Source organism: Pseudomonas sp. YL2, from assembly GCF_023063025.1.
GTDB classification, from domain to species: Bacteria; Pseudomonadota; Gammaproteobacteria; order Pseudomonadales; family Pseudomonadaceae; genus Aquipseudomonas; species Aquipseudomonas putida_A.
On the sequence record NZ_JAJSLU010000018.1, the window covers coordinates 75,732 to 98,285 of the forward strand.

Below are 22,554 nucleotides of genomic sequence, written 5' to 3' on the forward strand. Positions count from 1 at the left end.
GGCACGCTGCGATCTTTTGATCTTGCTCTTGAAAACAAAATCAAAAGATCGCAGCGTGCCGCAGCTCCTACAGGGGCGTGTTTTATTTGAAGTTATCTATCTGGCTCAGGAGCTCCGCAGTCTTCTGCGGCATCAGTTGCGTGGCACACCGCGTCTCGACATTGATGATGATCGCCGGCTCGTTGCAGCACAGGCGTACGCGGAAGCGCCAGTCGCTGAAGATCACTTTCAGGCCATCACGGTCGTCCATTTCCAGCGCCTGCTCGGCATACAGTTGTTTCAGATGGGCGAGCAGGGGATAGGGATCCGCCAGCGTGCGGCGAATGTCGCCGGACGAGGGAAACATGCCGATGCGTTCCACCAGCAAAATACTGCCCAGCCATGACTCGTTGGCGCTGGCCAACGGCTGATGGTGTGCCAGCCAGCTCACCGTGCCGAGGTTGCCCACCTCCCGTTCAATCTCTGCTGCATGCTGTGCCATGTTCATGGGTTGCCTCCTGAAAAGAGAAGTGGGCGGGGACCGTCTCAGCGGCCCTTGAGGTAGACGTTGTCGTAGCAGAAGTTGGTCGCCTGCAGGTAACCCTCGGCGTCGCCGCAGTCAAAGCGCAGGCCCTTGAACTTATAAGCCAGCACGCAACCGTTCTGCGCCTGTTTCATCAGCGCGTCGGTGATCTGGATCTCGCCGCCCTTGCCCGGTTGGGTGTCGGCGATCAGGTCGAAGATGTCCGGCGTCAGGATGTAGCGGCCGATGATCGCTAGGTTCGACGGCGCATCCTGCGGTGCCGGTTTTTCCACCATGTTATTGACCCGGTAGATGCCCTCGGAAATCAGTTCGCCGGCGATCACCCCGTACTTGTGGGTCTGGTCGGCCGGAACTTCCTGGATGGCGACGATCGAGCAGCGGAATTTCTTGTACAGCTGGATCATCTGCGACAGCACGCCGTCACCTTCCAGGTTCAGGCACAGGTCATCGGCCAGCACCACGGCAAAGGGTTCATCGCCGATCAACGGACGGCCGCTGAGAATCGCGTGACCGAGGCCCTTCATTTCCACCTGACGGGTGTAGGAGAAGGTGCAGGTGTCGATCAGCTCGCGGGTGCCGGCGAGGAACTTCTCTTTCTCGGTGCCGCGGATCTGGTGTTCGAGTTCGTAGCTGATGTCGAAGTGGTCTTCCAGCGCACGCTTGCCCCGACCGGTGACGATGGCCATGTGTTGCAGGCCGGCGTCCCGTGCTTCTTCAACGGCGTATTCGATCAACGGCTTGTTGACGATCGGCAGCATCTCTTTCGGCATGGCTTTGGTCGCCGGCAAGAAACGCGTGCCGTAACCGGCAGCGGGGAACAAACATTTACGAATCATAAAAGTATCCTGGACAGTCATGGAACACAGGCAACGGGTGCGCGCACTTATCAAAGCGCACAAGTTTCAATGATTATTGAACGAGTACTTTAATACCTGAGTCAGGTTGTTAATGGCAATTAGCGCAGGGGGTAAAACATGACAATGTTATGAGATGTCGGTTAAGGCGTTATTAGTTATTTTTAGTCGGTATCTGTTGATAGTGATGAGTGTACTTGGGGTGCTAATAAGTACCGGGCAATACAGTTTGACCTGCAAAAATATTTATTGCCAGTGGTTGAACTAATTTTGTTTAAGGCTGTTGTCGTCCTTATTTGTGTGGTGCGCCACAGATTCAATGAAAGGGACTTGACAGGCTACTTGTCACTTATCCAATGACGGACCGCGCTATGAAGATTCTGGTAACGGGTGGTGCCGGCTATATCGGCTCGCACACCACACTTGCGCTGCTTGAAGCAGGTTATGAAGTTGTTGTACTGGATAATCTTTGCAACAGCAGCGATGCGGCATTGCACGCGATAGAAGGTATCTGCGGCAAAAGCGCGTTGATGATTCGCGGCGATGTCTGCGACCGGGCGTTGCTCGACCGGATTTTCCGCGAGCATGCGATCGACGCGGTGCTGCATTTTGCCGGGCTCAAAGCCGTCGGCGAGAGCGTGCGCAAGCCGCTGGATTATTACGAGAACAACGTCGGCGGCAGTATCACGCTGTGTCAAGCGATGGCCGCAGCCGGGGTGTTCCGGCTGGTGTTCAGCTCGTCGGCCACGGTGTACGGCGAGCCTGAGCAGATGCCGATCCGCGAGGATTTCCCCACCGGCATTCCGACCAATCCTTACGGTCAATCCAAGCTGATCGTCGAGAACGTGCTGCGCGACCTGAGTCAGGCCGAGCCGCGCTGGAGCATCGCCTTGCTGCGTTACTTCAACCCGATCGGCGCGCATCACAGCGGGCATATGGGCGAAGACCCCAGCGGCATTCCCAACAACCTGCTGCCTTACATCAGCCAGGTCGCGGTCGGCAGCCTGCAGGAACTGTCGATTTTCGGCGACGATTACCCGACGATCGATGGCACCGGGGTTCGCGATTACATCCACGTCGTCGACCTCGCCGATGGCCATCTCAAAGCCTTGCAATCGATTGCCGACCGTCCGGGCATTCATACCTGGAACCTTGGCACCGGCGACGGCTACAGCGTGATGCAAGTGCTGCATGCCTTCGAACAAGCCAGTGGACGTCCGGTGCCGTACCGGGTGATGCCACGGCGCAGCGGGGACATTGCCGAGAGCTGGGCCGACGCCTCGAAAGCGCAAAAAGAACTCGGCTGGAAAGCCACGCGCAGTTTGCAGGACATGGTCACCGACACCTGGCGCTGGCAATCGAATCATCCACGCGGTTATCTCGAATGATGTCGTTCTAATACTGAATGTTAGTTTCGGTCAGCTGTTAGATATCGTCGGGAAAATACGCTGGAAATGCCTTTTGCAAGTCCGTAGATATAAACCTGCCGTTCGACTTTTATCAGTTGGGTAAGACTGTGAAAGAACGACGGATCTTGTTCGCGCTTTTCGCGGACTTGAACGCTACCACCGCTAACAAAGACCGGTTTTTAACAGGTCGAATGTTAGAAAGGAGTTGATATGAAAAAAGTGATGGCGATTGCCCTGTTGACGATGTTGAGCAACTGGGCGTCCGCTGCTGAAGCACCGCTAACTGCGGTGACCAATGTATCTGGCAGTGTTGCGGCTTCTACAGCGCCTGCTGCCAGTACTGCAATGGTTGCCAGTGCAGTCGCGGCGTCCAACAGCGGCGGAAGTGCCAACGGCGGTACCACTGGCACCACCGGTACTACCGGCACCACCGGCACGCACAACTAACAGGAACATTTGTTAGTGCAGTACAGGGTCGCCCGACGCAAGTCGGGTGACTTTATTTTTAGATTCGCCCTTGAATAGCGTAGTGCCATTATGACTCGTAGTTTTTCTCTTTTGCTGTTGGCAAGTATCGCTTTGCAAGGTTGCATGTTTTCCCCCGGCCAGTACCTGAGCACCGGCGACATCACGCGCCAGGGCGCCAGTGAAAGCAGTCGAGTCGAGCTGATTCCGATCACGCCCAAGCTGATCTCGATGACCCGTGCCACGCAGAAGCGTGAGACGGTGCCGGCGGAGCTGTTGGCCACGCCTGCCGAATACCGCATCGGCAGCAACGATGTGCTGTACATCACGGTCTGGGACCACCCGGAGCTGACCGCGCCATCGGGGGCACAACAGCAGATCGACGCCAACGGTCGACTGGTGCGCTCCGATGGCACGCTGTACTACCCGTTCATCAAGGAAGTGCAGGCGGCCGGCAAGACTATTCAACAGCTGCGCTCGGACATCGAAACGCGCCTGTCGGCGTTCATCGCCGAGCCGCAGGTGGATGTCGCGGTGCTGCGTTTCGCCAGTCAGAAAGTGGTGGTTTCCGGTGCCGTGGCCAAGGCTGGTCCGCAGCCGATTTCCACCAATCCGTTGAGCGTGGTCGAGGCCCTCGGCACTGCCGGCATCGACACCAATAACGCCGACCTTTCGGGCCTGCTGCTGACCCGCAATGGCCGGGTGTATCCGCTCAATCTCGACTCGCTGAACCAGCAGGATTCCGAGTTGCAGCACGTCTTCCTCAAGGGCGGCGATCAGCTGTATCTGCCGTACAACGACAACAAGCGCATCTACGTCATGGGCGAAGTCAATCAGCCCCGCGCGCTGAGCTTCAAGACCTCGACGATGAACCTGTCGGACGTGCTCGGTTCGGTCGGCGGTCTGAGTCAGACCACCTCCAACGGCAACGCGGTGTACGTGATTCGCGGGGTGGAAAACCTCGATGTCGAGCCGGCGAAGATCTATCAACTGGAAGCCCAGTCGCCGACCGCCATGGCACTCGCTTCGCACTTTGAAGTGCGTCCGCAGGATGTGGTGTACGTCGGCCCGGCCAACGTCACGCGCTGGAACCGCTTCATCAGCCAACTGGTGCCGTCGGCATCGATTGTCGGGACCGGGGCTTCCGCTGCGAAGAACTGGAGCGAATTCAGTAACAACAGCAAATAAGGCCGACCGTGAAAACCTTGAAAGTTGGCGTCTGCCTGATGGCGGCCTTGATGTTGTGTGGCTGTAACCCGCTGATGACCGCTTCGGTGCGCAACCTCAAGTCGGCGGTGATCGGGCCGGACGAGCTGGACGTGAGTGCGGCGCAGGTGGCCGAGGTCAAGTATCCGCAAGTCAAACTGACCACGCCGTCCGGCTCCGGGGTGCTGGCGCTGGTGCGCGAGCGTGAAGACCTGCAGTTCTGGGTCGCTTCCGGCAAACAGGTGTTGCTGCTGCGCGATGGCCTTGCCGTGCGCACCATCGGCCTCGGCGTCGAGGGCGACCTGGACGGCACGCGGCTGGCCGACGACGCGCCGTTCAAACGCGGCCTGCATCAAGTCGCCGACGGGTTCACCAGTCAGCGCTGGATCGACCTGTACAAGGGCCAGGAAGTCGGCTTGATCGTTAACAGCCGGTTCTCTCGCCGATCCACGCAAACCCTGCAAATTCTCGACAAGGAATACACCGTGCTGCGTGTCGACGAACGTATCGACGTCCCGGCGATCGGGCTGCGCGCGACCAACCATTACTGGGTCGATCCGCTGGACGGATTCATCCTGCAGAGCGAGCAGCAACTGACCACGCAACTGCGCGTGCGCATCGTGCAACTGACCCCTGATCGCAGGCATCTGCCATGAAGCGCTTATGGATGGTATCGGCGGGTTTGCTGTTGCTCAGCGGCGTCAGTCAGGCAGCGGTCACGGTCAGCGGCGATGTGGCCAATCCGGGGCCGGTGGAGTTGCCGCCGGGCGGGCGCTTGCTCGACGTGATCAGCGTGGCCGTACCGAATGCCGAAGGTTACTGGCTGGCCGGCGTGTTGCTGCGCCAGTCGTTGCTGGAACAGCAGGCGCGGCTCAAGGCCGGGGTGTTGTTTGATCTCGATGTGTTGCAGCGCATGGCGTCTTTGTTTGACCGACCCAGTCGCGCGGCGCTGGCGCTGCGCCTGGCCGAGCAGGTGCGGCAGATGCCGGTCACCGGCCGCCAGGTGGCGGACCTCGATCCGGTCGCGGTGGAAGTCGGTTTCGCGCGCAACATTCGTTTGGACGACGGCGATCGGCTGATCTACCCGAAACGGGTCGACGAGGTGCAAGTGCTGGGCGCGGTCGCCGAGACCTGCCACCTGCCTTATCAGCCGCTGCTGGAGGCGCGTGAGTACCTGGAAAGCTGTACGCCGCTGGACGATGCCGAGGCCGATTACCTGTGGCTGATCCAGCCCAATGGTGCGGTGCGGCGCGTGGGTATCGCGCACTGGAATCGCGAGAGCGGGCAGTTCCCCGTGGCCGGCAGCAAGATTCTGGTGCCGGTGAAAAACGATGATCTGGATCCGCCTGTTCCTGAACTGAATCAGCAGTTGGCCGAATTGATTGCCACGCAGCTGGCTGAGGTGGTTCGTTGAAGTTACGTTTTGCAGCTGTGTTGTTATTGCCGTGCGGTCTGGTGCATGCCGAGCCGCGTATTACCCAAAATGATTTCGGCGGCACCGGTCTGTTGCAGACCCCGACCGCACGCATGGCCCCAGCCGGAGAGCTGAGCGTCAACGCCAACCGCACCGAGCCTTACAGCCGCTACAGCGTGTCCTTGCAGCCGCTGGACTGGCTCGAAGGTTCGTTCCGTTACACCGCGATCACCAACCGGCCGTACGGCTCCGAGGCGCTGAGTGGCAGCCAGAGCTACAAGGACAAGGCGGTCGACGCCAAAGTCCGGCTGTGGCAGGAAAGCCACTGGGCGCCGGAAGTCGCGCTGGGCTTCCGAGACATCGGTGGTACGGGCTTGTTCTCCAGTGAGTTTTTCGTCGCCAACAAGCGCTTCGATAATTTCGATTTCAGCGTCGGTATTGCCTGGGGTTATCTCGGTAATCGCGGTGATCTCGACAACCCGCTGGGCTACGTCAGTGATCGCTTCGACACTCGACCGGCTCTCGAAGGTACCGGTGACGTCAACTCCGGCTCGTACTTTCGCGGTCGGCCGTCGTTCTTCGGTGGTGTGAGCTATCAGACGCCGTGGGATCGACTCAGCCTGAAGCTCGAATACGAAGGCAACGACTACAAGCACGAGCCGAAGGACAACGTGATCAAGCAGGACTCGCCGATCAACTTCGGCGCGGTGTTCAAGGTGGCGGATTCGGTGGACGTCAGCGCGGCGTGGGAGCGGGGCAACACGGCGATGTTCGGCATCACCTTCCACACCAATTTCGTCAGTCGCAAGGCGCCGGCCAAGACTTACGATCCGACGCCGGAACCGCTGCCGGCGAAGATGCCGACCACGCCGATGGAACAGGTCAACTGGGCCGACGTGTCGCAGCGTCTGCAGCAGAATGCCGGGTACAAGGTCGAGCGCATCAGTCAGCGTGATTCCGAGCTGATCGTCTACGGCGAGCAGCAGCGTTACTTCCATTCGTCGAAGGCCGTTGGCCGCGCGAGTCGGATTCTCGATAACAGCGTGAACGACGACATCAACTGGTTCACCGTGGTCAACAAGCGTTACGACCTGCCGCTGGAAGAGACCAGTGTGCCGCGTCAGACCTTCCGCGAAGTGATCAACAACGAGGAGCCGCTGGAGGCGTTGCACCGCACCACCGAGATCAACCCGGCGATGCCGCACAACGAGAAAACCCTCTACAGCGAAGCGCCGCAGCACTTCAATTATGGCGTCGGCCTGGGCTTCAAACAGAACGTTGGCGGCCCGGATGGTTTGCTCTATCAGTTCAGTGCCGATGCGGACGCCGAGTACCGCTTCAACCGCAACACCTGGTGGAACGGTCTGCTCAGTGCCAACCTGGTGAACAACTTCGACAAGTTCACCTACGATGCGCCGAGCGGCCTGCCGCGGGTGCGCACCGACTTGCGTCAGTACCTGACCACCTCGGAAGTGACCATGCCGTTGTTCCAGGTCAGCCATGCCGAGCAGTTGGACAAGGACCTGTATGGCATGGTCTACGGCGGCTATCTGGAATCGATGTTTGCCGGCGTCGGCGGTGAGGTGCTGTTCCGGCCGACCGGTGAGCGCTGGTCGGTGGGAGCGGATCTGAACTATGTGCGCCAGCGCGAGTTCGACCAGGGTTTTGGCCTGCGCGACTACTCGGTCTGGACCGGGCACATCACCGGTTACACCGACTTGCCGTACGACACGCTGGCAGCAGTCAGCGTCGGACGTTATCTGGCCGGCGACTGGGGCGGTACGCTGGACATCTCCCGCGAGTTCTTCAATGGGGTGCGCTTCGGTGCCTGGGCCACGATCACCACGGCTGGCAGTGCCGAGTACGGGGAGGGTAGTTTCGACAAGGGCATCTACCTGTCGATCCCGTTCGACGAAATGATGAGCATGTCGACCATGCGCCGCGCCAACCTGGTCTGGGCCCCCCTGACCCGTGACGGCGGCGCCAGGCTCAATCGCAGCTTCCAGCTGCACTCGATGACCGATAGCCGCGAGGGTGACATGTTCTACCGCAACTTCTCGAAGATTACCGAGTAAACCCCGGGCCTTCTCGACCTGTGGGAGCGGGCTTGCCCGCGAAGGCGTCGGCACATTCAACATCTGTGCTGCCAGATCCACCGCTTTCGCGGGCAAGCCACGCTCCCACAGTGTTTTGTGGTGAGGCACATACCCCGATCCATACCGAGATCCCTTGTGGGAGCGGGCTTGCTCGCGAAGGCGTCGGCACATTCAACATCTGTGCTGCCTAACCCACCGCCTTCGCGGGCAAGCCACGCTCCCACAGTGTTTTGTGGTGAGGCACATATCCCGATCCATACCGAGATCCCCTGTGGGAGCGGGCTTGCTCGCGAAGGCGTCGGCACTGCCACCCTCGCAACAGCCTGACCCACTACCCAAATCCCGCCCACAAAAAAGGGGACTTTCGTCCCCTTGCGGTATCGCCTGGTTTGTCACCAGTCCATCAATAAATATCTTTCGACAACAACGTAAACGGCGTCTTCACCAGGATCTTCAGATCCAGCCACAACGACCAGTTGTTGATGTAATGCAGGTCCATCTCCACTCGCCGCTGCATCTTGTCGATGGTGTCGGTCTCGCCACGGCAGCCGCTGATCTGTGCCAGCCCGGTAATACCCGGTTTGATTCGATGACGGGCCATGTACGCGAGGATTTTCCCCGAGTAGTAGTGGTTGTGCGCTACAGCGTGCGGACGTGGACCGACCAGGGCCATCTGCCCCTGCAGCACGTTGAACAACTGCGGCAGCTCATCCAGCGAGGTGCGGCGAATGAAGCGCCCGACCGCAGTAATGCGCGAGTCATTACGGCTGGCCTGAACTACTTCGCGATCATCGTGCACGCGCATGGAGCGGAATTTCCACACCTGAATCACCTTGCCGTTCCAGCCGTGGCGATCCTGCTTGAAGAACACCGGCCCCGGCGAGTTGATCTTCACCGCCAAAGCAATGAACAGCAGCACCGGGCTCAGCAGGATAATCGCCAGCAGCGCCACGCCTTTTTCCACCAGACTCTTGCTCAGCGCAGCGGTAGGGCGGCTGGTCAGCGGACTTTCGTTGAGGCAGATCGCCGGCAGACCATCCACGACCTTCACCGAGTGGTTGAGCAGGGTCAGACTGTTCAAGTCCGGCACCCAGACCACATCGACGTTGGCGCCGAGCAAATCGACGTACATCGCTTCGATTTTTGCGGCCTCGGCCAGCGGCAGGGTGATGTACAACCGGCGGATGTCATGATCCTTGATCAGCTCCAGCAAATCTTCCTGATCACCGACCACACGCGGCGCATCCGCATCCAGATTCGGTGTCGCGCCATTGCTGACCAAACCTACCAGCGGCAGGTTTTCCACCTGACTGATCTTCTTCGCCAGACCCAGTGCCAGCTCGCCAGTGCCGACGATCAGTGTCTTCTGCGCGCTGGTGCGGGAACGCTGGTAGTACTTGGAAAAGGCATGCAGTGGCGCGTACATCAACGCCTGACCGAGGAAGCCGTAGACCGCCCAGCTCAGCGTCACCTCGCGGGAGAACACTTCGTCGGCTTTGCACACGAACGCGATGCCGGCCAGCGCCACCATGGTCATCGACCAGCCCATGAACAAGCGTCCAAGCCCGGTCAGGTAATTGTCCTGCTTGCGGTACACGCCGCTGAACGTATATGCCGGCACCGAGGCCAATACCGCCAGTGTTGCGCACATGCGGTAATAGAACTCGACGGTGCCTGTGTGCCGTTCAGCCAGTATGAATAACAACGCAACAATGAAAGCCTGCGCCAATGCCCATTGGCCCCAGAAGGTAAGTCCCTTGAGGCCGTTATTTCGATTGATCCGTAGAGAAAGTTCCATGAGATATCCCCAGAAATACGTCCATTCAGGTTTCGACAGTTGAAGTCCGAGTTGCTAGATAGGCTTGTTGTTGTTATTGGACGAGTGTCCTGAGGTAACAACGTCGATAGGCCGAACTGTCGTCAATCAATAGACTAAGTTATTGCCGGAGAGGGTGTCTGACGAGTTCTAACAAGATGGCACAGTGCCAACTTTTTAATAATCAAATACAAGGGTGTTAGAAAAGGTCGCAGAGCGGGGGGTGAATAAATTATGTTGTGTTTGTTACTGTAGGAGGGGTGGAGGCAGGGAGCTATTATTACCAGGGGGGAGGCCAAACAGAGTGCTCTTGTTGTTTTTGTAATCGCACTGTTTTCTGTTTGTTTTGTTCGCGGATATCGGCGGTATTTACGCAACGATTTCCTGGATGAGGCAATAACCGCGGTTTCTTACGGCACGGAACAATCGCTCACCATTACTCGCGTTTTTGAACTTGTCCTGCAGGCGACTCAGGCACATCTCCAGGCCGCGATATTGCTCCGGCTCGCGACCGATGCTGAGGATCAGGTCATCTCGACTGACTACACGTTCTTCGTGATGGAGCATTTTGCGCACCAGCGCGGTTTCCAGTCCGGTAAGGCTGATCTCGACGCCTTCCTTGACCAGGGCGCCTTGATCGTTGTCCAGATGCCAGGTCTCGTTGCAGGTGGCGGCGTCTTCGATGGCAGCAGTGCGGTTGTCGCTCTCTGCACTTTGAAACGGCTTAGCAGATTGTGCGGACAGCCATTCCGATTCGAGGGTGGCCAATATGCGCTGGGTGTCGTGTTCAATCGTGCGGGCAACGTTTTTCCGGGTGCCCCTTGGGTAAGTGAACTCCATCAGCATGGGAGCGGAAGAGGGCGAAGTAGCACCTTCAATAAACATTTGTGCCTGAGACGTGCCAAACGAATTGAAGCGCTCGCTGGACAGAATGCTCTCAAGTTCACGCTGCGACGTTGTACTGTTGGTCACGACGACAAAATATTTTCTTGGGAGGGTTGTACTAGTTTCCATGTCTCTCTCCTAAAATGTGCACCAAAATGGGCGAAAAGGTAAATCGGCAGGCGAGCAATGACTTCCTTGGAAGTAACCGACAGGCAGGGTCTGGGCCCAAAATGGCCTCGATAAATTCCACTCGTTCTGCTGCTATGTTGTTAAGTTTATTGTTATGGTTCGGTGTAGCCGTGCTCATTCAATGGCTTGATTATTAGTAGATTTGAAGTACAACTTGAGCTGTATGGTTGCATATGACGATCCTTCGTGATTATGCAAAGAGAATGGCTGCCCGAGAGTTAGGCAGTCGATATCAGACCCCGCATCAGGCGATAGCCGTAGCCGCGGATGCTCTGAATCGCATTGGTACCATACATGTCCTTGATTTTTCCACGCAAGCGGCTGATGGATTTTTCCAGCGCTCTCGGGTCGTAGAAATTGGTATTGAGCCCCATGATGCTGGCAATTTCATCATGGCTGAGAATGTGGTTGCTGGTCTGCGCAAAGGCTTCCAGGATCTTCATCTCGGCAAACGAGATGTCGAGTTTCTGGCTGGCGCCGCCGAGCAGGCAGATGCGCGTCGGGTCGAGAGTGAGGTTGATATCCCGCTGCCATTCTTCGCTGTTGAAGAACTCACCGAGCAACTCGTCGCCCTCGTCGGAAAGGGTATTGAGTTTGATACAGAAGTCGGCACCGGCCAGGAAGTACTTGATCTTGTTGAAAGCGCCGCGACCGGTTATGACCGCGCAAATGATCGGTTTCAAGTTGTCGGAACGCAGGTTCTCGATCAGCGCAAGATTGTCTTCCAGCGCTTGCGGAGTGTCGATAACGATGAAGATGGCTCGATACGAACCAGAAAGTTCATTGTTATAGGAACTAGTGTACGAACTGGCTTCAAGTGCCATATCAGTGCGTACGTGCTTTGCGATCAGCGCACTAAAATGTTCGGCCACGCCACGGGTACGGCCCAGTGTGAGAACACCGGGTACGTCGTTTGTCGGGCGCGGACTTCTAGTCGCCAAGTTCCCTGAGAGCATCATGCTTTGACTCGAATTAGGTGCTGACATCGGGATGTTAAAGCACCGGTTCTCATCTGTGACTGACAATTGGTAACATTCACGCGATTTTTAGACGTGGCTCCCGAGTTTTCTAACAATAATTAAGCATTTCAAGCTTTTAGTTGATTTTCTCGGGGTTGTGAACTAGTCGTTACATGATGGCGATGTGGAATTGTGCCACTATTTTGAATCTATGGCGATGGCTTTATTCATGTCCAATTGCCACTGTCGACGATCCTGAGACAATGTGAGCTGGATCACACTTTATTGGCCAGTCGAACTTTTTTCTACTATAGCCCTAAATATTTTTCGTGTAGTTCGTAGGCGGACGTTTATTAACATGGCTTGAGTGTGTCTTTTGATAAGACATATTCTCCGTCGCCTGATCGGGCAATGGGTGTCGCGTTATACCGATTGTTTAACTTCAGATACTCAATTCCTGAATGCAGTTGACCGGTCGCTCATCAAGAGCGCTCTGACGGAGGATTAATGGATTTCTGGACCTTTATCCAGGTGTTGATATTGGGCGCGGTAGAAGGCCTGACCGAGTTCTTGCCGATCTCCAGTACCGGCCACCAGATCATCGTAGCCGACTTGCTGGACTTCGGCGGCGAACGCGCGATGGCGTTCAACATCATTATTCAGCTGGGCGCGATTCTGGCCGTGGTCTGGGAGTTTCGCCCGAAGATCTTCGACATCGTCAAAGGCCTGCCCACCCAACGCAATGCACAACGTTTCACCCTCAACCTGCTGATCGCCTTCCTGCCGGCGGTGGTCCTCGGCGTGCTGTTCGCTGACAAAATCCATCAATACCTGTTTAACCCGATCACCGTAGCCATGGCCTTGGTGGTGGGCGGCATCGTCATGTTGTGGGCCGAACAGCGCAACCATGTGGTGAGCGTCGATCATGTCGACGACATGCGCTGGTCAGACGCGTTGAAGATCGGTTTCGTGCAATGTCTGGCAATGATTCCCGGCACGTCGCGCTCGGGCTCGACCATCATCGGCGGTTTATTGTTCGGCTTGTCCCGGAAAGCCGCCACAGAGTTCTCGTTTTTCCTCGCCATGCCGACCATGGTCGGCGCCGCGGTGTACTCCGGCTACAAATACCGCGACCTGTTCCAGGCCAGCGACCTGCCAGTGTTCGCCCTCGGTTTCGTCATCGCCTTCATCTTCGCCATGATCGCCGTGCGCGGCCTGCTCAAATTCATCGCCAACCACAGCTACGCCGCATTCGCCTGGTATCGGATCGCGTTTGGCTTGTTGATTCTGGCGACGTGGGGGTTTGGCTGGGTGAACTGGACGGAAGCGGCGGCGGGGTGATGCGCACGCCAGGCGGATCAACCCGCCTGGCGCGTTTTACGGAAGGAGGGCATCAACGCCCTTGCAGCAACTCGCCAGCCTGATCCAGCAACGCCAGCGGATCCTTGGCCTTGTGAATATCCACCGACAACAACTGACGGAATTTACGCGCCCCCGGGAACCCGGTGCCCAGCCCCAGCACGTGCCGGGTAATGTGATGCATCGCACCGCCCGCTTGCAGATGCTCGGCAATATATGGCCGCAACTGCGCCAGCGCCTCGGCCCGGCTGATCACCGGCGCGCTGCTGCCGAACAGCTGCTGATCGACCTCCGCCAGCAAATACGGATTGTGATAAGCCTCACGCCCGAGCATCACACCGTCAAAGCTCTGCAAGTGCTCATGGCAGGCCTCCATCGTCTTGATCCCGCCGTTCAGCACAATCTCCAACTCCGGAAAATCCGCCTTCAACTGCGCCGCCACGTCATACCGCAACGGCGGAATGTCGCGATTCTCCTTCGGCGACAACCCCTCAAGAATCGCAATCCGCGCATGCACGGTAAAACTGGTGCAGCCGGCATCCCGCACCGTGCCGACGAAATCACACAACTCGGCGTAACTGTCCCGCCCATTGATCCCGATCCGATGCTTCACCGTCACCGGAATCGACACCGCATCGCGCATCGCCTTCACACAATCCGCCACCAACTGCGGATGCCCCATCAGGCACGCACCGATCATATTGTTCTGCACCCGATCACTCGGGCAGCCCACATTCAGATTCACCTCGTCGTAACCATGCGCCTGCGCCATGCGCGCGCAAGCGGCCAGATCCAGAGGAACGCTGCCACCCAACTGCAATGCCAGCGGATGCTCGGCTTCATTGTGACGGAGGAAACGTTCGTGATCGCCGTTGAGCAACGCACCGGTGGTGACCATTTCGGTGTAGAGCAGGGCGTTCTTCGACAGGAGGCGTAGGAAGTATCTGCAATGCCTATCAGTCCAGTCCATCATCGGGGCGACGGAGAAGCGGCGGGAGAGTGGGGCGGGTGTGGCGGAGATTGGGGACATTGGCGGTTCAGGATTGGGTGGGGCTGGGAGGTGGGGGAGTTTATCAGGAATGGGGGGTGGACGGGTTTGGTAGCTGGCGGAGGTCTATGCTCAAAAATTAGCCAAGCATTGGGGAATGCTTGGCAGTAATAAATCTACCCCCCTTTTAATTGAAGAACTGATCGAAAACGATCACAAAAGGACGCTCATGAGCGGTAAATTTCGGATCAGCGTTGGTACCATCATTGCTCTTTTGACGCTTTCTAACAGCGCGCTTGCTGATAATTGCGAGTCAATCCTTTCGAAACTTTATACGGATCGTCACTTAACACTGGATAGGCAAACTGAAGGCAAACAGACAACGCACTTTCGTGATGGGCGATACATGACTTTGTCTCTTAGCTGCGCAACCGGCCTACCGAATGTTGCGATCTCATGGGACGGTCCGACCCCGGATCAGCAGTTCTATGATCTAGTAGGAAGGGCAGGTAGTTTGGTTTCGACACGACCAGCCGCCGATATTATGAAATATTCGAAGCAGTGTAGGGCGCGGGCGCTTATTGATAGCGGAGAGATCGCTATGGTTGAGCAGAGAGGAGTTGCAATTGAGTGCCAAGCTTTCGTTCGTGACGGTGGTGGCACGATGATTTATATATTCTCTAAGTGAGGTCCGCTTTTGTGAGCGTTCCTGTCTAGAAGTTCTGATTGTCCTTGCCGTTTCTACGGAAGAACCGGAGGCGATGGCTTTGGGGCCGTGCCCAGGCATTGGGCAACTGGTGGGATCGCTGATGCGTGCGGCTGGCTTTGCCATGTTTGACTCCCTGTCAACGAATGAACCGGTGCCGACTTTATCAGACTCGGCTGGGCCCGTGTCTTGGTACAGCGCCTTCAATTTAAACAGTTGAGATTCAGCCTGTTTAAAGTGTTGTGGTCAGCACGGATCCGGCCCTACACCACCTTGCGCCTCCCCCTACACCTAAGACAGAATCCGCCGGCTTGTGCGTCTAGCTCGCGGGTTCTATCGTCCCTACGTCACTGAAAACCAGTGATCGGGTTTGGTAGCCCGTCTCCGTCAGAAGCACAAGACTACTGTCTTGCGAGGGCGTTTCTCGTCTTCGTTTTATGGTGGTCATGCGCGGGGCGTCTTCGGATGCGCCGGGGTTCCTGACGACCGGTCTACCAACCTGCGTATGGCCTCCACCCTTCGTTTGGTAGCGAGAGTGATGGCTCCTTTTCGTTTATCCGTCAGGAGTTGCACCATGTTCAAACCAACACCCAACCCACCCGAAACCAACCCCGCATCCCCCTACGAATCCCTCGATTCCCGCAAACTCCACGAAGCCGCCGAGCGCGCCCTCGATCACTACCTCACCCCGGCCAGCCAGATCATGGCCAGTGGTGATCAATCCAGACCGATGTTCCTCGCCAACCCGGCCTACGACACCGAATCCCTGCTCGCCAACGCCAGTGAATCATTGGGTTCCGCCACCACCATGCTCAACGATTTCGCCGCGTTGCTGGATGTTTCGCACCGCAAGACGCTGCTCGGCATTGCGCAGGTGGTGATGTTGGGGGAGTTGGCGGTGAATCAGGCGTTGGATAACGTCGAGCTCAAGGCGTAGATCGCTGCCCTCCGTGGCGAGCGGCGAGCTTGTGATCGCGGAGGGCGTTCTGTCGATTGCGCAAAACAACCGGCCAAATTGGCGTGTTTCAGCCAGTTTTCGCAGCAATAGCGATGTGCCACAAAAAATGATGGCAATGCGTCATCACGCGCTCAAAAAAGTTCAACGATTATACAAAAATATAAAGTTGTACAACTTTTCCCAAAATTTATAGCATCCGTTCCAACACCTTTGCTGAAACGATAAATCCAGCGTCAGTCCTGGATTTGTCCGCTGGTGCGTGGGCCGTCGGTACGGCTTTTCGCGTCAGGTTGTTGCAGCCGGGTCAGTGGAAGCTGCCCGTATTTCGCCCAGGACGACGACCCCGAATATGAGCGGTAACTCCGGTTATCAGAGATCTATTTTTTGTGCCTGACGCTGAATCGCGTCAGGGCGTTAGAGGCTGAACATGGCAGAAGCATCGAATTTCCTGGGCAACATCAAGGTTTCCCGAAAGTTGGGGGCCGGGTTTGGCGTTCTTTTGCTGGCGGTGGGGGCGGTGGCCTTCATTGGCTATAACAGCAGCAATGTGCTGGTTGATCGCCTGGGTACCACGCGTTTGATCGGTACGCTCAACGATGCGACGCAGGACATGCGGCTGTCGGAGAAGCAGTACGAAGCGGCGGCGGATGTCGCTTATGCCGAGGCCTATCAGTCGCAGCTGACGGTGTTGCAGGGGCTGATCGCCAAGGCGTTGCAGACCCTGACGCGGGCGGAAAACCAGCAGGCCTTGAAGCGTTTGCAGGACACCACGCTGGCTTACGATCAGCAGGTCAAGCGTTTGGTCGAGGCGGACAAGGCGACCAGCGATGCGCTGAAACCGTTGGGGGCGATGTCGGACAAGTACGCCGAGACCTTCAACAGCATGTTCGAGAGCACCACGGCCAGCGCGTTGGCGTCTGCCGACAGCGCGCGGGTGGCGGACTTGCGCACCGTGGCGGATCTGCGCAATGGCATGACGATGTTTCGGCTGATGTTGCGGCGTTATATCGCCGTGCCGAGCGAGGCCAACAAAAAAGTGCTGCTGGACACCACCGATGCCTTCCTGGCCGACATGAGCAAGGCGCGCAGCGGTTTGCCGGCGGCCTTGTCGAGTCAGCTTGAAGAGGCGCAGGCCGGCATGCGCCGTTATCGCGAGGTGCTGGTCGAGGTCGCCGCGCTGTTCGAGCAGAAGCAGAGCCTGCGTCAGCAGGTGGATCAACAGAGCCAGGCGATGGACAGCATCATGACCGGCCTGATGGACACCCAGCAGCGTCTGGCGCGGGACGATCAACAGCGTGCGTTTATCCAGATTGCCGTGCTGACGGTGCTGGCACTGGTGGTCGGTCTGTTGGCTGCGGTGCTGATCTCGCGGCAGATCACCGGGCCGCTGGCGCTGACGGTGGAGCTGGCGCGACGGATTGCCAAGGGCGATCTGACGGTGCAAGCCAAATCCAGCCGCAAGGATGAGTTGGGCGATCTGCAAAACGCGATGCAGGACATGGCGCAAAGTCTGAACACGTTGGTGCAGGGGATCGGTAACGGCGTGACACATATTTCGACGTCGGCGGAGAAACTCTCGGCGATGAGCGAACAGACCAGCGCCGGTGTGCGTCAGCAGAAAGTCGAGGTGGATCAGGTCGCCACGGCGATGCACGAAATGGCCTCGACGGTGCAGGAGGTGGCGCGCAACACCACCGACGCATCCGCCGCCGCGACACTGGCCGATCAGCAGGCGCGTCACGGCAGTGCGGTGGTCAAGCAGGCGACTGTGCAGATCAGCGAACTGTCGGTGGCGATCGAAGAGTTGGGCGCCGCGATGAACGTGCTGTCCCAGGACAGTGAGCAGATTGGCAAGGTCATCGATGTGATCAAGGCAGTCGCTGAGCAGACCAATTTGCTGGCGCTGAACGCGGCGATTGAAGCGGCGCGGGCGGGGGAGCAGGGGCGTGGTTTTGCCGTGGTTGCCGATGAAGTGCGCTCGCTGGCGCAGCGCACCCAGGATTCGACCAAGGAAATCGAAGCGCTGATTGTCACTCTGCAGCAGGGCACGCAAGCGGCATCTACGCTGATGACATCCAGCCGCGAGCGCACGCTGGACACCGTGGTGCTGGCGCAGAAAGCCGAGCAGGCGATTACCGAGATCAACCATTCGATCGGCACGATCCAGCAAATGAGCCTGCAGATTTCCGCCGCCGCCGAGCAGCAAAGTGCGGTGGCCGATGAGATCAATCGCAGCATCGTCAGTGTGCGCGATGTGGCCGATCAGTCGGCCGTCGCCAGCGAAGAAAGTGCTGCCGCGACCATTGAGCTGGCATCGCTGGGCCAGGACCTGCAACGCATGACGGCGCATTTCCGCACCTGATGGCATTTCGCAATGAACTTGGCCGGAATTGACCGGTCAGCCTGTATAAGCGGGGGCCGCCAAGCGGCGCCACCCGGTCCGTGCAGTGATTTTTTTCTGGGCCATGGATGGTTGCAACCCGCTCTCAGGGGGCGTCATGACCAATACACCAATTTTCCCCCAGCCCAGCGGGGGGTGCCAAGGATGCCGGCAAAAAGGCGAGGCCGATATGGCGTTCTCCTTCGCGTTCCAGCCGATTGTCGATGTGCGTGATCAATCGACCTTCGCCCACGAGGCACTGGTCCGGGGCGTGCAGGGCGAAGGCGCACTGTCGGTTCTGCAGCAAGTCGATGACCAGAACCGCTATCGCTTCGATCAACTATGCCGCGTGCGGGCGATCTCCACGGCAGCGCAGTTGGGGCTCACCGGGTTTCTTTCGATCAACTTCCTGCCGAACGCCGTTTATCGTCCGGACCTGTGCATTCGCAGCACGCTGGAGGCGGCCCGCGCACACGCGTTTCCGCTTGATCGACTGATCTTCGAAGCGGTCGAGGGCGAGCACGTTGAAAGCAATAAGCACTTGATGAACATCCTGCGCGAGTATCGCGAGTTTGGTTTCAAGACGGCCATTGATGACTTCGGTGCGGGGTATTCCGGGCTGAATCTGCTGGCGGACTTTCAGCCGGATCTGATCAAACTGGACATGGGGCTGATCCGCGATATCCACCGCGACCGTGTGCGTCAGGCGATTGTGCGGGGCGTGGTGGGCATGTGTACTGAACTGGGGATCGAGGTGATTGCCGAGGGCATCGAGCACCCGGAGGAACGGGACTTTCTCGCCGATTGCGGGATTTATCTGATGCAGGGTTTCTGGTTCGCCAAACCGGCGTTTGAGGCGATGGCGCAGATTCCGATGGAGGCGTGGCGGGCGGTTTGATGCCAACCTGAACCCGTGCTGTCGATCGGCAAAATTTCATCTTCCCGAGTGCGGCTTAGGCCTAGGATGCTTGCACAAGATCATCCCAAGGGGAGCTGTACCATGCGCACCAATGTCGTCAAAGTGCTGTTGATCGCCGCAGCTGTCTCGGTATTGAGTGCCTGTTCGGGCGCCGGAGGTTTGACCACCACCAGTTGTTTCTCCTCGGATTGCCAATCGCCGGAGGGGCGCACAAATGCAACGACCCTCAAATTCGGTGGTAACAGCATTGGCAGCAGCTTGAATCAGTACAGCTCCGGGATGTTGCATGATGATTGAACAAATCGAGGCTGAACCTGTGGCGAGGGAGCTTGCTCCCGCTGGGGCGCGCAGCGGCCCCAGAAAAGAAGGCCTGCTGCGCAGTCCAGCGGGAGCAAGCTCCCTCGCCACAAATGTTTGTGCCTGGAAGATTACTGCGGCAGGGCCAGCCACTCACCAATAACCTTCTGATAACTGCCAGTGACTTTGCTCAGATGCAGCCATTGATCAACGTACAGTTTCCAGCTGATGTCATCGCGCGGCAGCAGATAGGCTTTCTCCCCATACTGCATGTACTGGTGCGGATTCACCGCGCACAACCCCGGTTTGAGTTTCTGCTGATACAGCGCTTCCGAGGCGTCGGTGATCATTACGTCTGCCTTGTTGTCGAGCAGTTGCTGGAAGATCGTCACGTTGTCGTGCAGCGCCAGTTGGGCCTTGGGCAGGAAGGCGTGGACGAAGGCTTCGTTGGTGCCGCCGGCGGGTTCGACCAGACGCACGTTGGGCTGGTTGATCTGCTCGATGGTCTGGTACTTGGCCTGCTCGGCACAGCGCACCAGCGGGATCTTGCCGTCGCTGTCGAGGGTGTCGCTGAAGTAGGCTTTTTTCTGCCGGTCCAGCGTCACCGAAATCCCGCCCATGCCGATGTCGCACTTGCCGGCCTGCATGTCCGGCATCAGGGTTTTCCAGGTGGTTTGCACCCACTCGACTTTCACTCCGAGGCTGTCGGCCAGCGAGCGCGCCATGGCGATGTCGATGCCCTCGAAGTCGCCGTCGGTGCGCTTGAAGGTGTAGGGCTTGTAGTCGCCGGTGGTGCAGACGCGCAGTTGGCCTTGTTGCTGGATGCTGTCGAGGTGCGAAGGGCTTTCCTGGGCCTGAACGCCAGCGGCCAGGGTCAGCGCGCCGCAAAGGATCATCGTGCTTTTTAGAATGGTCATGGACATCGGGCTTCTGCAGAGGACGGTGAGCCAGTGTAGTGAAAGGCCTTCGCGGGTGTCATCCCGCGTCCGGACTCAACGTGCCAAGCCACGCCACCAACGCTACGATCAGCAGGGCCATGCCCAGTTCCAGCAGCACGCTGCGCCTGAGTGCATGCGCCGCGATGACGTGCTGTCCATCGCGTAGCGATCGCTCCAGCGCAGGCCCAAGGTGAAAGCGGTTCAGCGCCGCCAGAACCAGCATCGCGGCAAACAGCAAAACCTTGATCGCCAGCAACATCCCATAGGTGCCGAGCAGCACCTCATCCAGCCTCGGGCCGACGATGAACAAGTAATTCACCACGCCGCTCGCCGACAGCGTCAGCACAATCGCCGCGCCGATCCATTCGAAGCGTTTCACCGCCGCAGCCAGCAGGCTAATCCGTGCTTCATCCACACCACCCCGCGCCAGCAGCACCAGCGCCAGCATGCCGCCCAACCATGCCCCCGCCGCCAGCAGATGCAGGATGTCGCTGAGGAAATGCCAGAAACGCAGCGAGCCCTGGTCCATTGCCCCGTGCCCACTCCAGGCGAGGGAGCTGAGGGCGACCGCGCCGGCCATCGATGCGAGCCACTTCCCCGGCTGAACCAGCACCACGATCAACGCAATCATGCGCAGCGCCCACGCCAGCCCGACGTCCGTTTCCAGCAGCATCATCTGCAGGTGCGGCCAGAGTGCGGCGAGTTCGGTTTCGCCACTCATGGCGCTCGTCATCAGCAGCAATCCAGCCACTGACAGCAGGGCACCGAGCAACGCCAATCCACGCAACAGCGGCCTGAACCACAGCGGCGCGTTCACGCTGTACAGCGCAAACAGCGCCACCCCGAACAACAGCAGCAAATCCACATACAACGCCAGGCGCAGAATGATGTTGATCAGTTCAGCCATCGCTCACTGCACTTTGAACGTGACGTTGCCGGTGATCGGGTGCGTGTCGGACGACACCGCGCGCCACTCGACTTTGTAGGTGCCGGCGGGCAACGGCGTGAGCGGGGTGACAAGCATCGATTTCGGGTCGCTGCCGGCGCTGACTCTGGCCTTCATCGGCATCGGCGAATGGGCCATGCCGGGCATCTCGGTCATCACCAGTTTGGCGCCGGAGAACTGAGTCAGCAGGCTCTCGGAAAAGTGCAGTTCGATCTTGTCGGGAGCCGCGCCGTCGGCACCTTCGGCCGGGGTTGATGACAGCAGTTTCGGGTGAGCCTGAGCGAGGCTGCTCAAGAGCAATCCGCTGGCGAGTACAAGGGTGATATTCAACGTGCGCATGCAAGACCTCTGGGGTGTTTTTCAGTGGGAATTCAGAACCACAGCCGCACACCAAGCACGAGCCGTGCTTCGCTGCGACTTTCGCCTTCTTCGCGGACGTAATCGGCGGTGTTGCCGTAGGTGCGGTGCCACGTCACGCCGAGGTACGGCGCAAATTCGCGGCGGATTTCGTAGCGCAGGCGCAGGCCGGCTTCAGTGTTCGACAGGCCGGAGCCGAGGCCTCGTTGCGGGTCGTTTTTGCCGTAGACGTTGAGCTCGGCGGTGGGCTGCAGGATCAGCCGATTGGTCAGCAGAATGTCGTAATCGCCCTCCAGCCGCAGCGCGCTTTGTCCGCCCTCACCGAGAAACGCCGTGGCCTCGGCTTCGAAGTTGTACAGCGCCATGCCCTGCACGCCGAACGCGGCCCAGGTTTGCGGCGCGCCGGGTTTGAAGTCCTGACGCACGCCGCTGACCACGTCCCACCACGGCGAAATCGCGTGGCCCCACAATGCCTGGAGCTCGGCGTCCTCGGTTTTGCCGTTGTTGCGTTCGCCTTCGGAGCGCAGCCACAGGCGATCAATGTCGCCGCCGATCCAGCCGGACAAATCCCAGGCCAAAGCGCTGCCGTCATCGGCGTTTTGCCATTCGAGTTTGTCGGCGAGGAAGTAGCTGTTGATCGCGCTGTCGTGCACCTGATGGCCGGCGGGGCTGACAAACACGGCGGCGCGGTCGGCGTCGGTCAGCACCGGGATCGGCGTGCGACTTTCTGTCGGCGCGGCGGGCTGCATCATGCCGTCGTCCATGCTCTGCATCGAGTGATCCATGCCGGGCATCTGACTGTGATCCATGCCTTGCATGTCGTCGGCGGCCATGACGGAGCTGCCGATGATTAACAAGGAGAACGCTGCGATTCGAGTCATGATCGGCCC

General features: G+C 58.5%; 22 protein-coding genes and 2 pseudogenes. 13 read left to right on the forward strand and 11 right to left on the reverse strand.

The features are described from left to right. Positions 1–82: 82 nt before the first annotated feature. Both LVD08_RS22385 and galU read right to left on the reverse strand, forming a co-directional pair. Positions 83–487, reverse strand: coding sequence for a mannose-1-phosphate guanylyltransferase (locus LVD08_RS22385; protein WP_247269287.1), 405 nt, complete (start codon positions 485–487; stop codon positions 83–85). Positions 488–525: 38 nt separating this feature from the next. After that, positions 526–1,359, reverse strand: coding sequence for a UTP--glucose-1-phosphate uridylyltransferase GalU (galU, locus tag LVD08_RS22390; protein WP_027611481.1), 834 nt, complete (start codon positions 1,357–1,359; stop codon positions 526–528). 389 nt (positions 1,360–1,748) lie between these two features. Between galU and galE the strand changes: the two genes are divergently transcribed. The 6 genes from galE to LVD08_RS22420 all read left to right on the forward strand — a co-directional run bounded on the left by galE (position 1,749) and on the right by LVD08_RS22420 (position 7,946). Next, positions 1,749–2,765 (forward strand): UDP-glucose 4-epimerase GalE, encoded by a 1,017-nt coding sequence (galE, locus tag LVD08_RS22395; RefSeq protein ID WP_103368819.1) that lies wholly within the window; start codon positions 1,749–1,751, stop codon positions 2,763–2,765. Between the two features lie 231 nt (positions 2,766–2,996). Further along, on the forward strand, positions 2,997–3,233 hold the full coding sequence (locus LVD08_RS22400; RefSeq protein WP_003226528.1) for a hypothetical protein: 237 nt from the start codon (positions 2,997–2,999) through the stop codon (positions 3,231–3,233). A 144-nt stretch (positions 3,234–3,377) separates the two neighbouring features. Then, positions 3,378–4,439 carry a polysaccharide biosynthesis/export family protein gene (locus tag LVD08_RS22405; protein ID WP_247269288.1) on the forward strand — a complete coding sequence of 354 codons (1,062 nt, stop codon included), beginning with the start codon at positions 3,378–3,380 and terminating at the stop codon, positions 4,437–4,439. Positions 4,440–4,447: 8 nt separating this feature from the next. Continuing rightward, positions 4,448–5,113 (forward strand): YjbF family lipoprotein, encoded by a 666-nt coding sequence (locus LVD08_RS22410; protein ID WP_247269289.1) that lies wholly within the window; start codon positions 4,448–4,450, stop codon positions 5,111–5,113. Then, positions 5,110–5,871, forward strand: coding sequence for a capsule biosynthesis GfcC family protein (locus LVD08_RS22415; protein WP_247269290.1), 762 nt, complete (start codon positions 5,110–5,112; stop codon positions 5,869–5,871). The genes LVD08_RS22410 and LVD08_RS22415 overlap by 4 nt, the downstream gene beginning before the upstream one ends. Then, positions 5,868–7,946 carry a YjbH domain-containing protein gene (locus LVD08_RS22420; protein WP_247269291.1) on the forward strand — a complete coding sequence of 693 codons (2,079 nt, stop codon included), beginning with the start codon at positions 5,868–5,870 and terminating at the stop codon, positions 7,944–7,946. Before LVD08_RS22415 ends, LVD08_RS22420 begins: the two co-directional genes overlap by 4 nt. 424 nt (positions 7,947–8,370) lie before the next feature. On the opposite strand, the gene LVD08_RS22425 is transcribed toward LVD08_RS22420, so the two are convergent. The 3 genes from LVD08_RS22425 to LVD08_RS22435 all read right to left on the reverse strand — a co-directional run bounded on the left by LVD08_RS22425 (position 8,371) and on the right by LVD08_RS22435 (position 11,816). Next, positions 8,371–9,765, reverse strand: coding sequence for an undecaprenyl-phosphate glucose phosphotransferase (locus tag LVD08_RS22425; protein ID WP_247269292.1), 1,395 nt, complete (start codon positions 9,763–9,765; stop codon positions 8,371–8,373). Between the two features lie 387 nt (positions 9,766–10,152). Continuing rightward, positions 10,153–10,797 (reverse strand): winged helix-turn-helix domain-containing protein, encoded by a 645-nt coding sequence (locus tag LVD08_RS22430; RefSeq protein WP_027611488.1) that lies wholly within the window; start codon positions 10,795–10,797, stop codon positions 10,153–10,155. 278 nt (positions 10,798–11,075) lie between these two features. Next, a complete protein-coding gene (locus LVD08_RS22435) occupies positions 11,076–11,816 on the reverse strand; it encodes a winged helix-turn-helix domain-containing protein (RefSeq protein ID WP_134786931.1) in 741 nt (246 codons plus the stop codon). 507 nt (positions 11,817–12,323) lie between these two features. Between LVD08_RS22435 and LVD08_RS22440 the strand changes: the two genes are divergently transcribed. Beyond that, positions 12,324–13,157, forward strand: coding sequence for an undecaprenyl-diphosphate phosphatase (locus LVD08_RS22440; protein WP_210559163.1), 834 nt, complete (start codon positions 12,324–12,326; stop codon positions 13,155–13,157). 52 nt (positions 13,158–13,209) lie between these two features. On the opposite strand, the gene dusA is transcribed toward LVD08_RS22440, so the two are convergent. Beyond that, entirely contained in the window at positions 13,210–14,205 is a 996-nt protein-coding gene (gene dusA / locus LVD08_RS22445; RefSeq protein WP_247269293.1) for a tRNA dihydrouridine(20/20a) synthase DusA, read from the reverse strand. Positions 14,206–14,320: 115 nt separating this feature from the next. Between dusA and LVD08_RS22450 the strand changes: the two genes are divergently transcribed. Then, positions 14,321–14,851: a hypothetical protein gene (locus LVD08_RS22450; protein WP_247269316.1), complete on the forward strand. Its 531-nt coding sequence runs from the start codon at positions 14,321–14,323 to the stop codon at positions 14,849–14,851. A 60-nt stretch (positions 14,852–14,911) separates the two neighbouring features. Here the strand turns inward: LVD08_RS22450 and LVD08_RS28305 are convergent. Continuing rightward, a pseudogene (locus tag LVD08_RS28305) lies at positions 14,912–14,995 on the reverse strand (PAAR domain-containing protein); the annotation flags it as partial. 448 nt (positions 14,996–15,443) lie between these two features. On the opposite strand from LVD08_RS28305, the gene LVD08_RS22455 reads away from it, so the two are divergent. The 5 genes and pseudogenes from LVD08_RS22455 to LVD08_RS22470 all read left to right on the forward strand — a co-directional run bounded on the left by LVD08_RS22455 (position 15,444) and on the right by LVD08_RS22470 (position 19,423). After that, a complete protein-coding gene (locus LVD08_RS22455) occupies positions 15,444–15,806 on the forward strand; it encodes a DUF6124 family protein (RefSeq protein WP_047293169.1) in 363 nt (120 codons plus the stop codon). A gap of 448 nt (positions 15,807–16,254) precedes the next feature. Next, positions 16,255–17,331, forward strand: a pseudogene (locus LVD08_RS28310) (methyl-accepting chemotaxis protein); the annotation flags it as partial. 78 nt (positions 17,332–17,409) lie between these two features. Beyond that, positions 17,410–18,189 (forward strand): methyl-accepting chemotaxis protein, encoded by a 780-nt coding sequence (locus LVD08_RS28315; RefSeq protein ID WP_371917805.1) that lies wholly within the window; start codon positions 17,410–17,412, stop codon positions 18,187–18,189. A gap of 136 nt (positions 18,190–18,325) precedes the next feature. Continuing rightward, a complete protein-coding gene (gene rimA, locus LVD08_RS22465) occupies positions 18,326–19,105 on the forward strand; it encodes a S6 modification regulatory phosphodiesterase RimA (protein ID WP_446739757.1) in 780 nt (259 codons plus the stop codon). Between the two features lie 102 nt (positions 19,106–19,207). Next, positions 19,208–19,423, forward strand: a complete 216-nt coding sequence (locus tag LVD08_RS22470; RefSeq protein ID WP_150369173.1) for a hypothetical protein — start codon at positions 19,208–19,210, stop codon at positions 19,421–19,423. Positions 19,424–19,554: 131 nt separating this feature from the next. On the opposite strand, the gene LVD08_RS22475 is transcribed toward LVD08_RS22470, so the two are convergent. Genes LVD08_RS22475 through LVD08_RS22490 form a run of 4 tightly spaced genes read right to left on the reverse strand, consistent with a single transcriptional unit; the run spans position 19,555 to position 22,545 of the window. After that, a complete protein-coding gene (locus LVD08_RS22475) occupies positions 19,555–20,340 on the reverse strand; it encodes a transporter substrate-binding domain-containing protein (RefSeq protein ID WP_096796945.1) in 786 nt (261 codons plus the stop codon). Positions 20,341–20,398: 58 nt separating this feature from the next. Then, complete coding sequence (gene copD, locus LVD08_RS22480) at positions 20,399–21,268, reverse strand: copper homeostasis membrane protein CopD (RefSeq protein WP_247269295.1); 870 nt, start codon at positions 21,266–21,268, stop codon at positions 20,399–20,401. Between the two features lie 3 nt (positions 21,269–21,271). Continuing rightward, entirely contained in the window at positions 21,272–21,646 is a 375-nt protein-coding gene (gene copC / locus LVD08_RS22485; RefSeq protein ID WP_027611506.1) for a copper homeostasis periplasmic binding protein CopC, read from the reverse strand. Between the two features lie 32 nt (positions 21,647–21,678). Beyond that, positions 21,679–22,545, reverse strand: coding sequence for a copper resistance protein B (locus tag LVD08_RS22490; RefSeq protein WP_247269296.1), 867 nt, complete (start codon positions 22,543–22,545; stop codon positions 21,679–21,681). Between the last annotated feature and the right edge of the window lie 9 nt (positions 22,546–22,554).

Excerpts from the sequence above, each read along its gene's own strand:
- LVD08_RS22455 (WP_047293169.1), top strand. The coding sequence starts at position 15,444 with ATGTTCAAACCAACACCCAACCCACCCGAAACCAACCCCGCATCCCCC.
- galE (WP_103368819.1), top strand. The coding sequence starts at position 1,749 with ATGAAGATTCTGGTAACGGGTGGTGCCGGCTATATCGGCTCGCACACC.
- rimA (WP_446739757.1), top strand. The coding sequence starts at position 18,326 with ATGACCAATACACCAATTTTCCCCCAGCCCAGCGGGGGGTGCCAAGGA.
- LVD08_RS28315 (WP_371917805.1), top strand. The coding sequence starts at position 17,410 with ATGAGCGAACAGACCAGCGCCGGTGTGCGTCAGCAGAAAGTCGAGGTG.
- galU (WP_027611481.1), bottom strand. The coding sequence starts at position 1,359 with ATGATTCGTAAATGTTTGTTCCCCGCTGCCGGTTACGGCACGCGTTTC.
- LVD08_RS22490 (WP_247269296.1), bottom strand. The coding sequence starts at position 22,545 with ATGACTCGAATCGCAGCGTTCTCCTTGTTAATCATCGGCAGCTCCGTC.
- dusA (WP_247269293.1), bottom strand. The coding sequence starts at position 14,205 with ATGTCCCCAATCTCCGCCACACCCGCCCCACTCTCCCGCCGCTTCTCC.
- LVD08_RS22440 (WP_210559163.1), top strand. The coding sequence starts at position 12,324 with ATGGATTTCTGGACCTTTATCCAGGTGTTGATATTGGGCGCGGTAGAA.
- LVD08_RS22415 (WP_247269290.1), top strand. The coding sequence starts at position 5,110 with ATGAAGCGCTTATGGATGGTATCGGCGGGTTTGCTGTTGCTCAGCGGC.
- LVD08_RS22400 (WP_003226528.1), top strand. The coding sequence starts at position 2,997 with ATGAAAAAAGTGATGGCGATTGCCCTGTTGACGATGTTGAGCAACTGG.
- copD (WP_247269295.1), bottom strand. The coding sequence starts at position 21,268 with ATGGCTGAACTGATCAACATCATTCTGCGCCTGGCGTTGTATGTGGAT.
- copC (WP_027611506.1), bottom strand. The coding sequence starts at position 21,646 with ATGCGCACGTTGAATATCACCCTTGTACTCGCCAGCGGATTGCTCTTG.
- LVD08_RS22430 (WP_027611488.1), bottom strand. The coding sequence starts at position 10,797 with ATGGAAACTAGTACAACCCTCCCAAGAAAATATTTTGTCGTCGTGACC.
- LVD08_RS22405 (WP_247269288.1), top strand. The coding sequence starts at position 3,378 with ATGTTTTCCCCCGGCCAGTACCTGAGCACCGGCGACATCACGCGCCAG.
- LVD08_RS22450 (WP_247269316.1), top strand. The coding sequence starts at position 14,321 with ATGCTTGGCAGTAATAAATCTACCCCCCTTTTAATTGAAGAACTGATC.
- LVD08_RS22475 (WP_096796945.1), bottom strand. The coding sequence starts at position 20,340 with ATGACCATTCTAAAAAGCACGATGATCCTTTGCGGCGCGCTGACCCTG.
- LVD08_RS22385 (WP_247269287.1), bottom strand. The coding sequence starts at position 487 with ATGAACATGGCACAGCATGCAGCAGAGATTGAACGGGAGGTGGGCAAC.
- LVD08_RS22435 (WP_134786931.1), bottom strand. The coding sequence starts at position 11,816 with ATGATGCTCTCAGGGAACTTGGCGACTAGAAGTCCGCGCCCGACAAAC.
- LVD08_RS22425 (WP_247269292.1), bottom strand. The coding sequence starts at position 9,765 with ATGGAACTTTCTCTACGGATCAATCGAAATAACGGCCTCAAGGGACTT.
- LVD08_RS22470 (WP_150369173.1), top strand. The coding sequence starts at position 19,208 with ATGCGCACCAATGTCGTCAAAGTGCTGTTGATCGCCGCAGCTGTCTCG.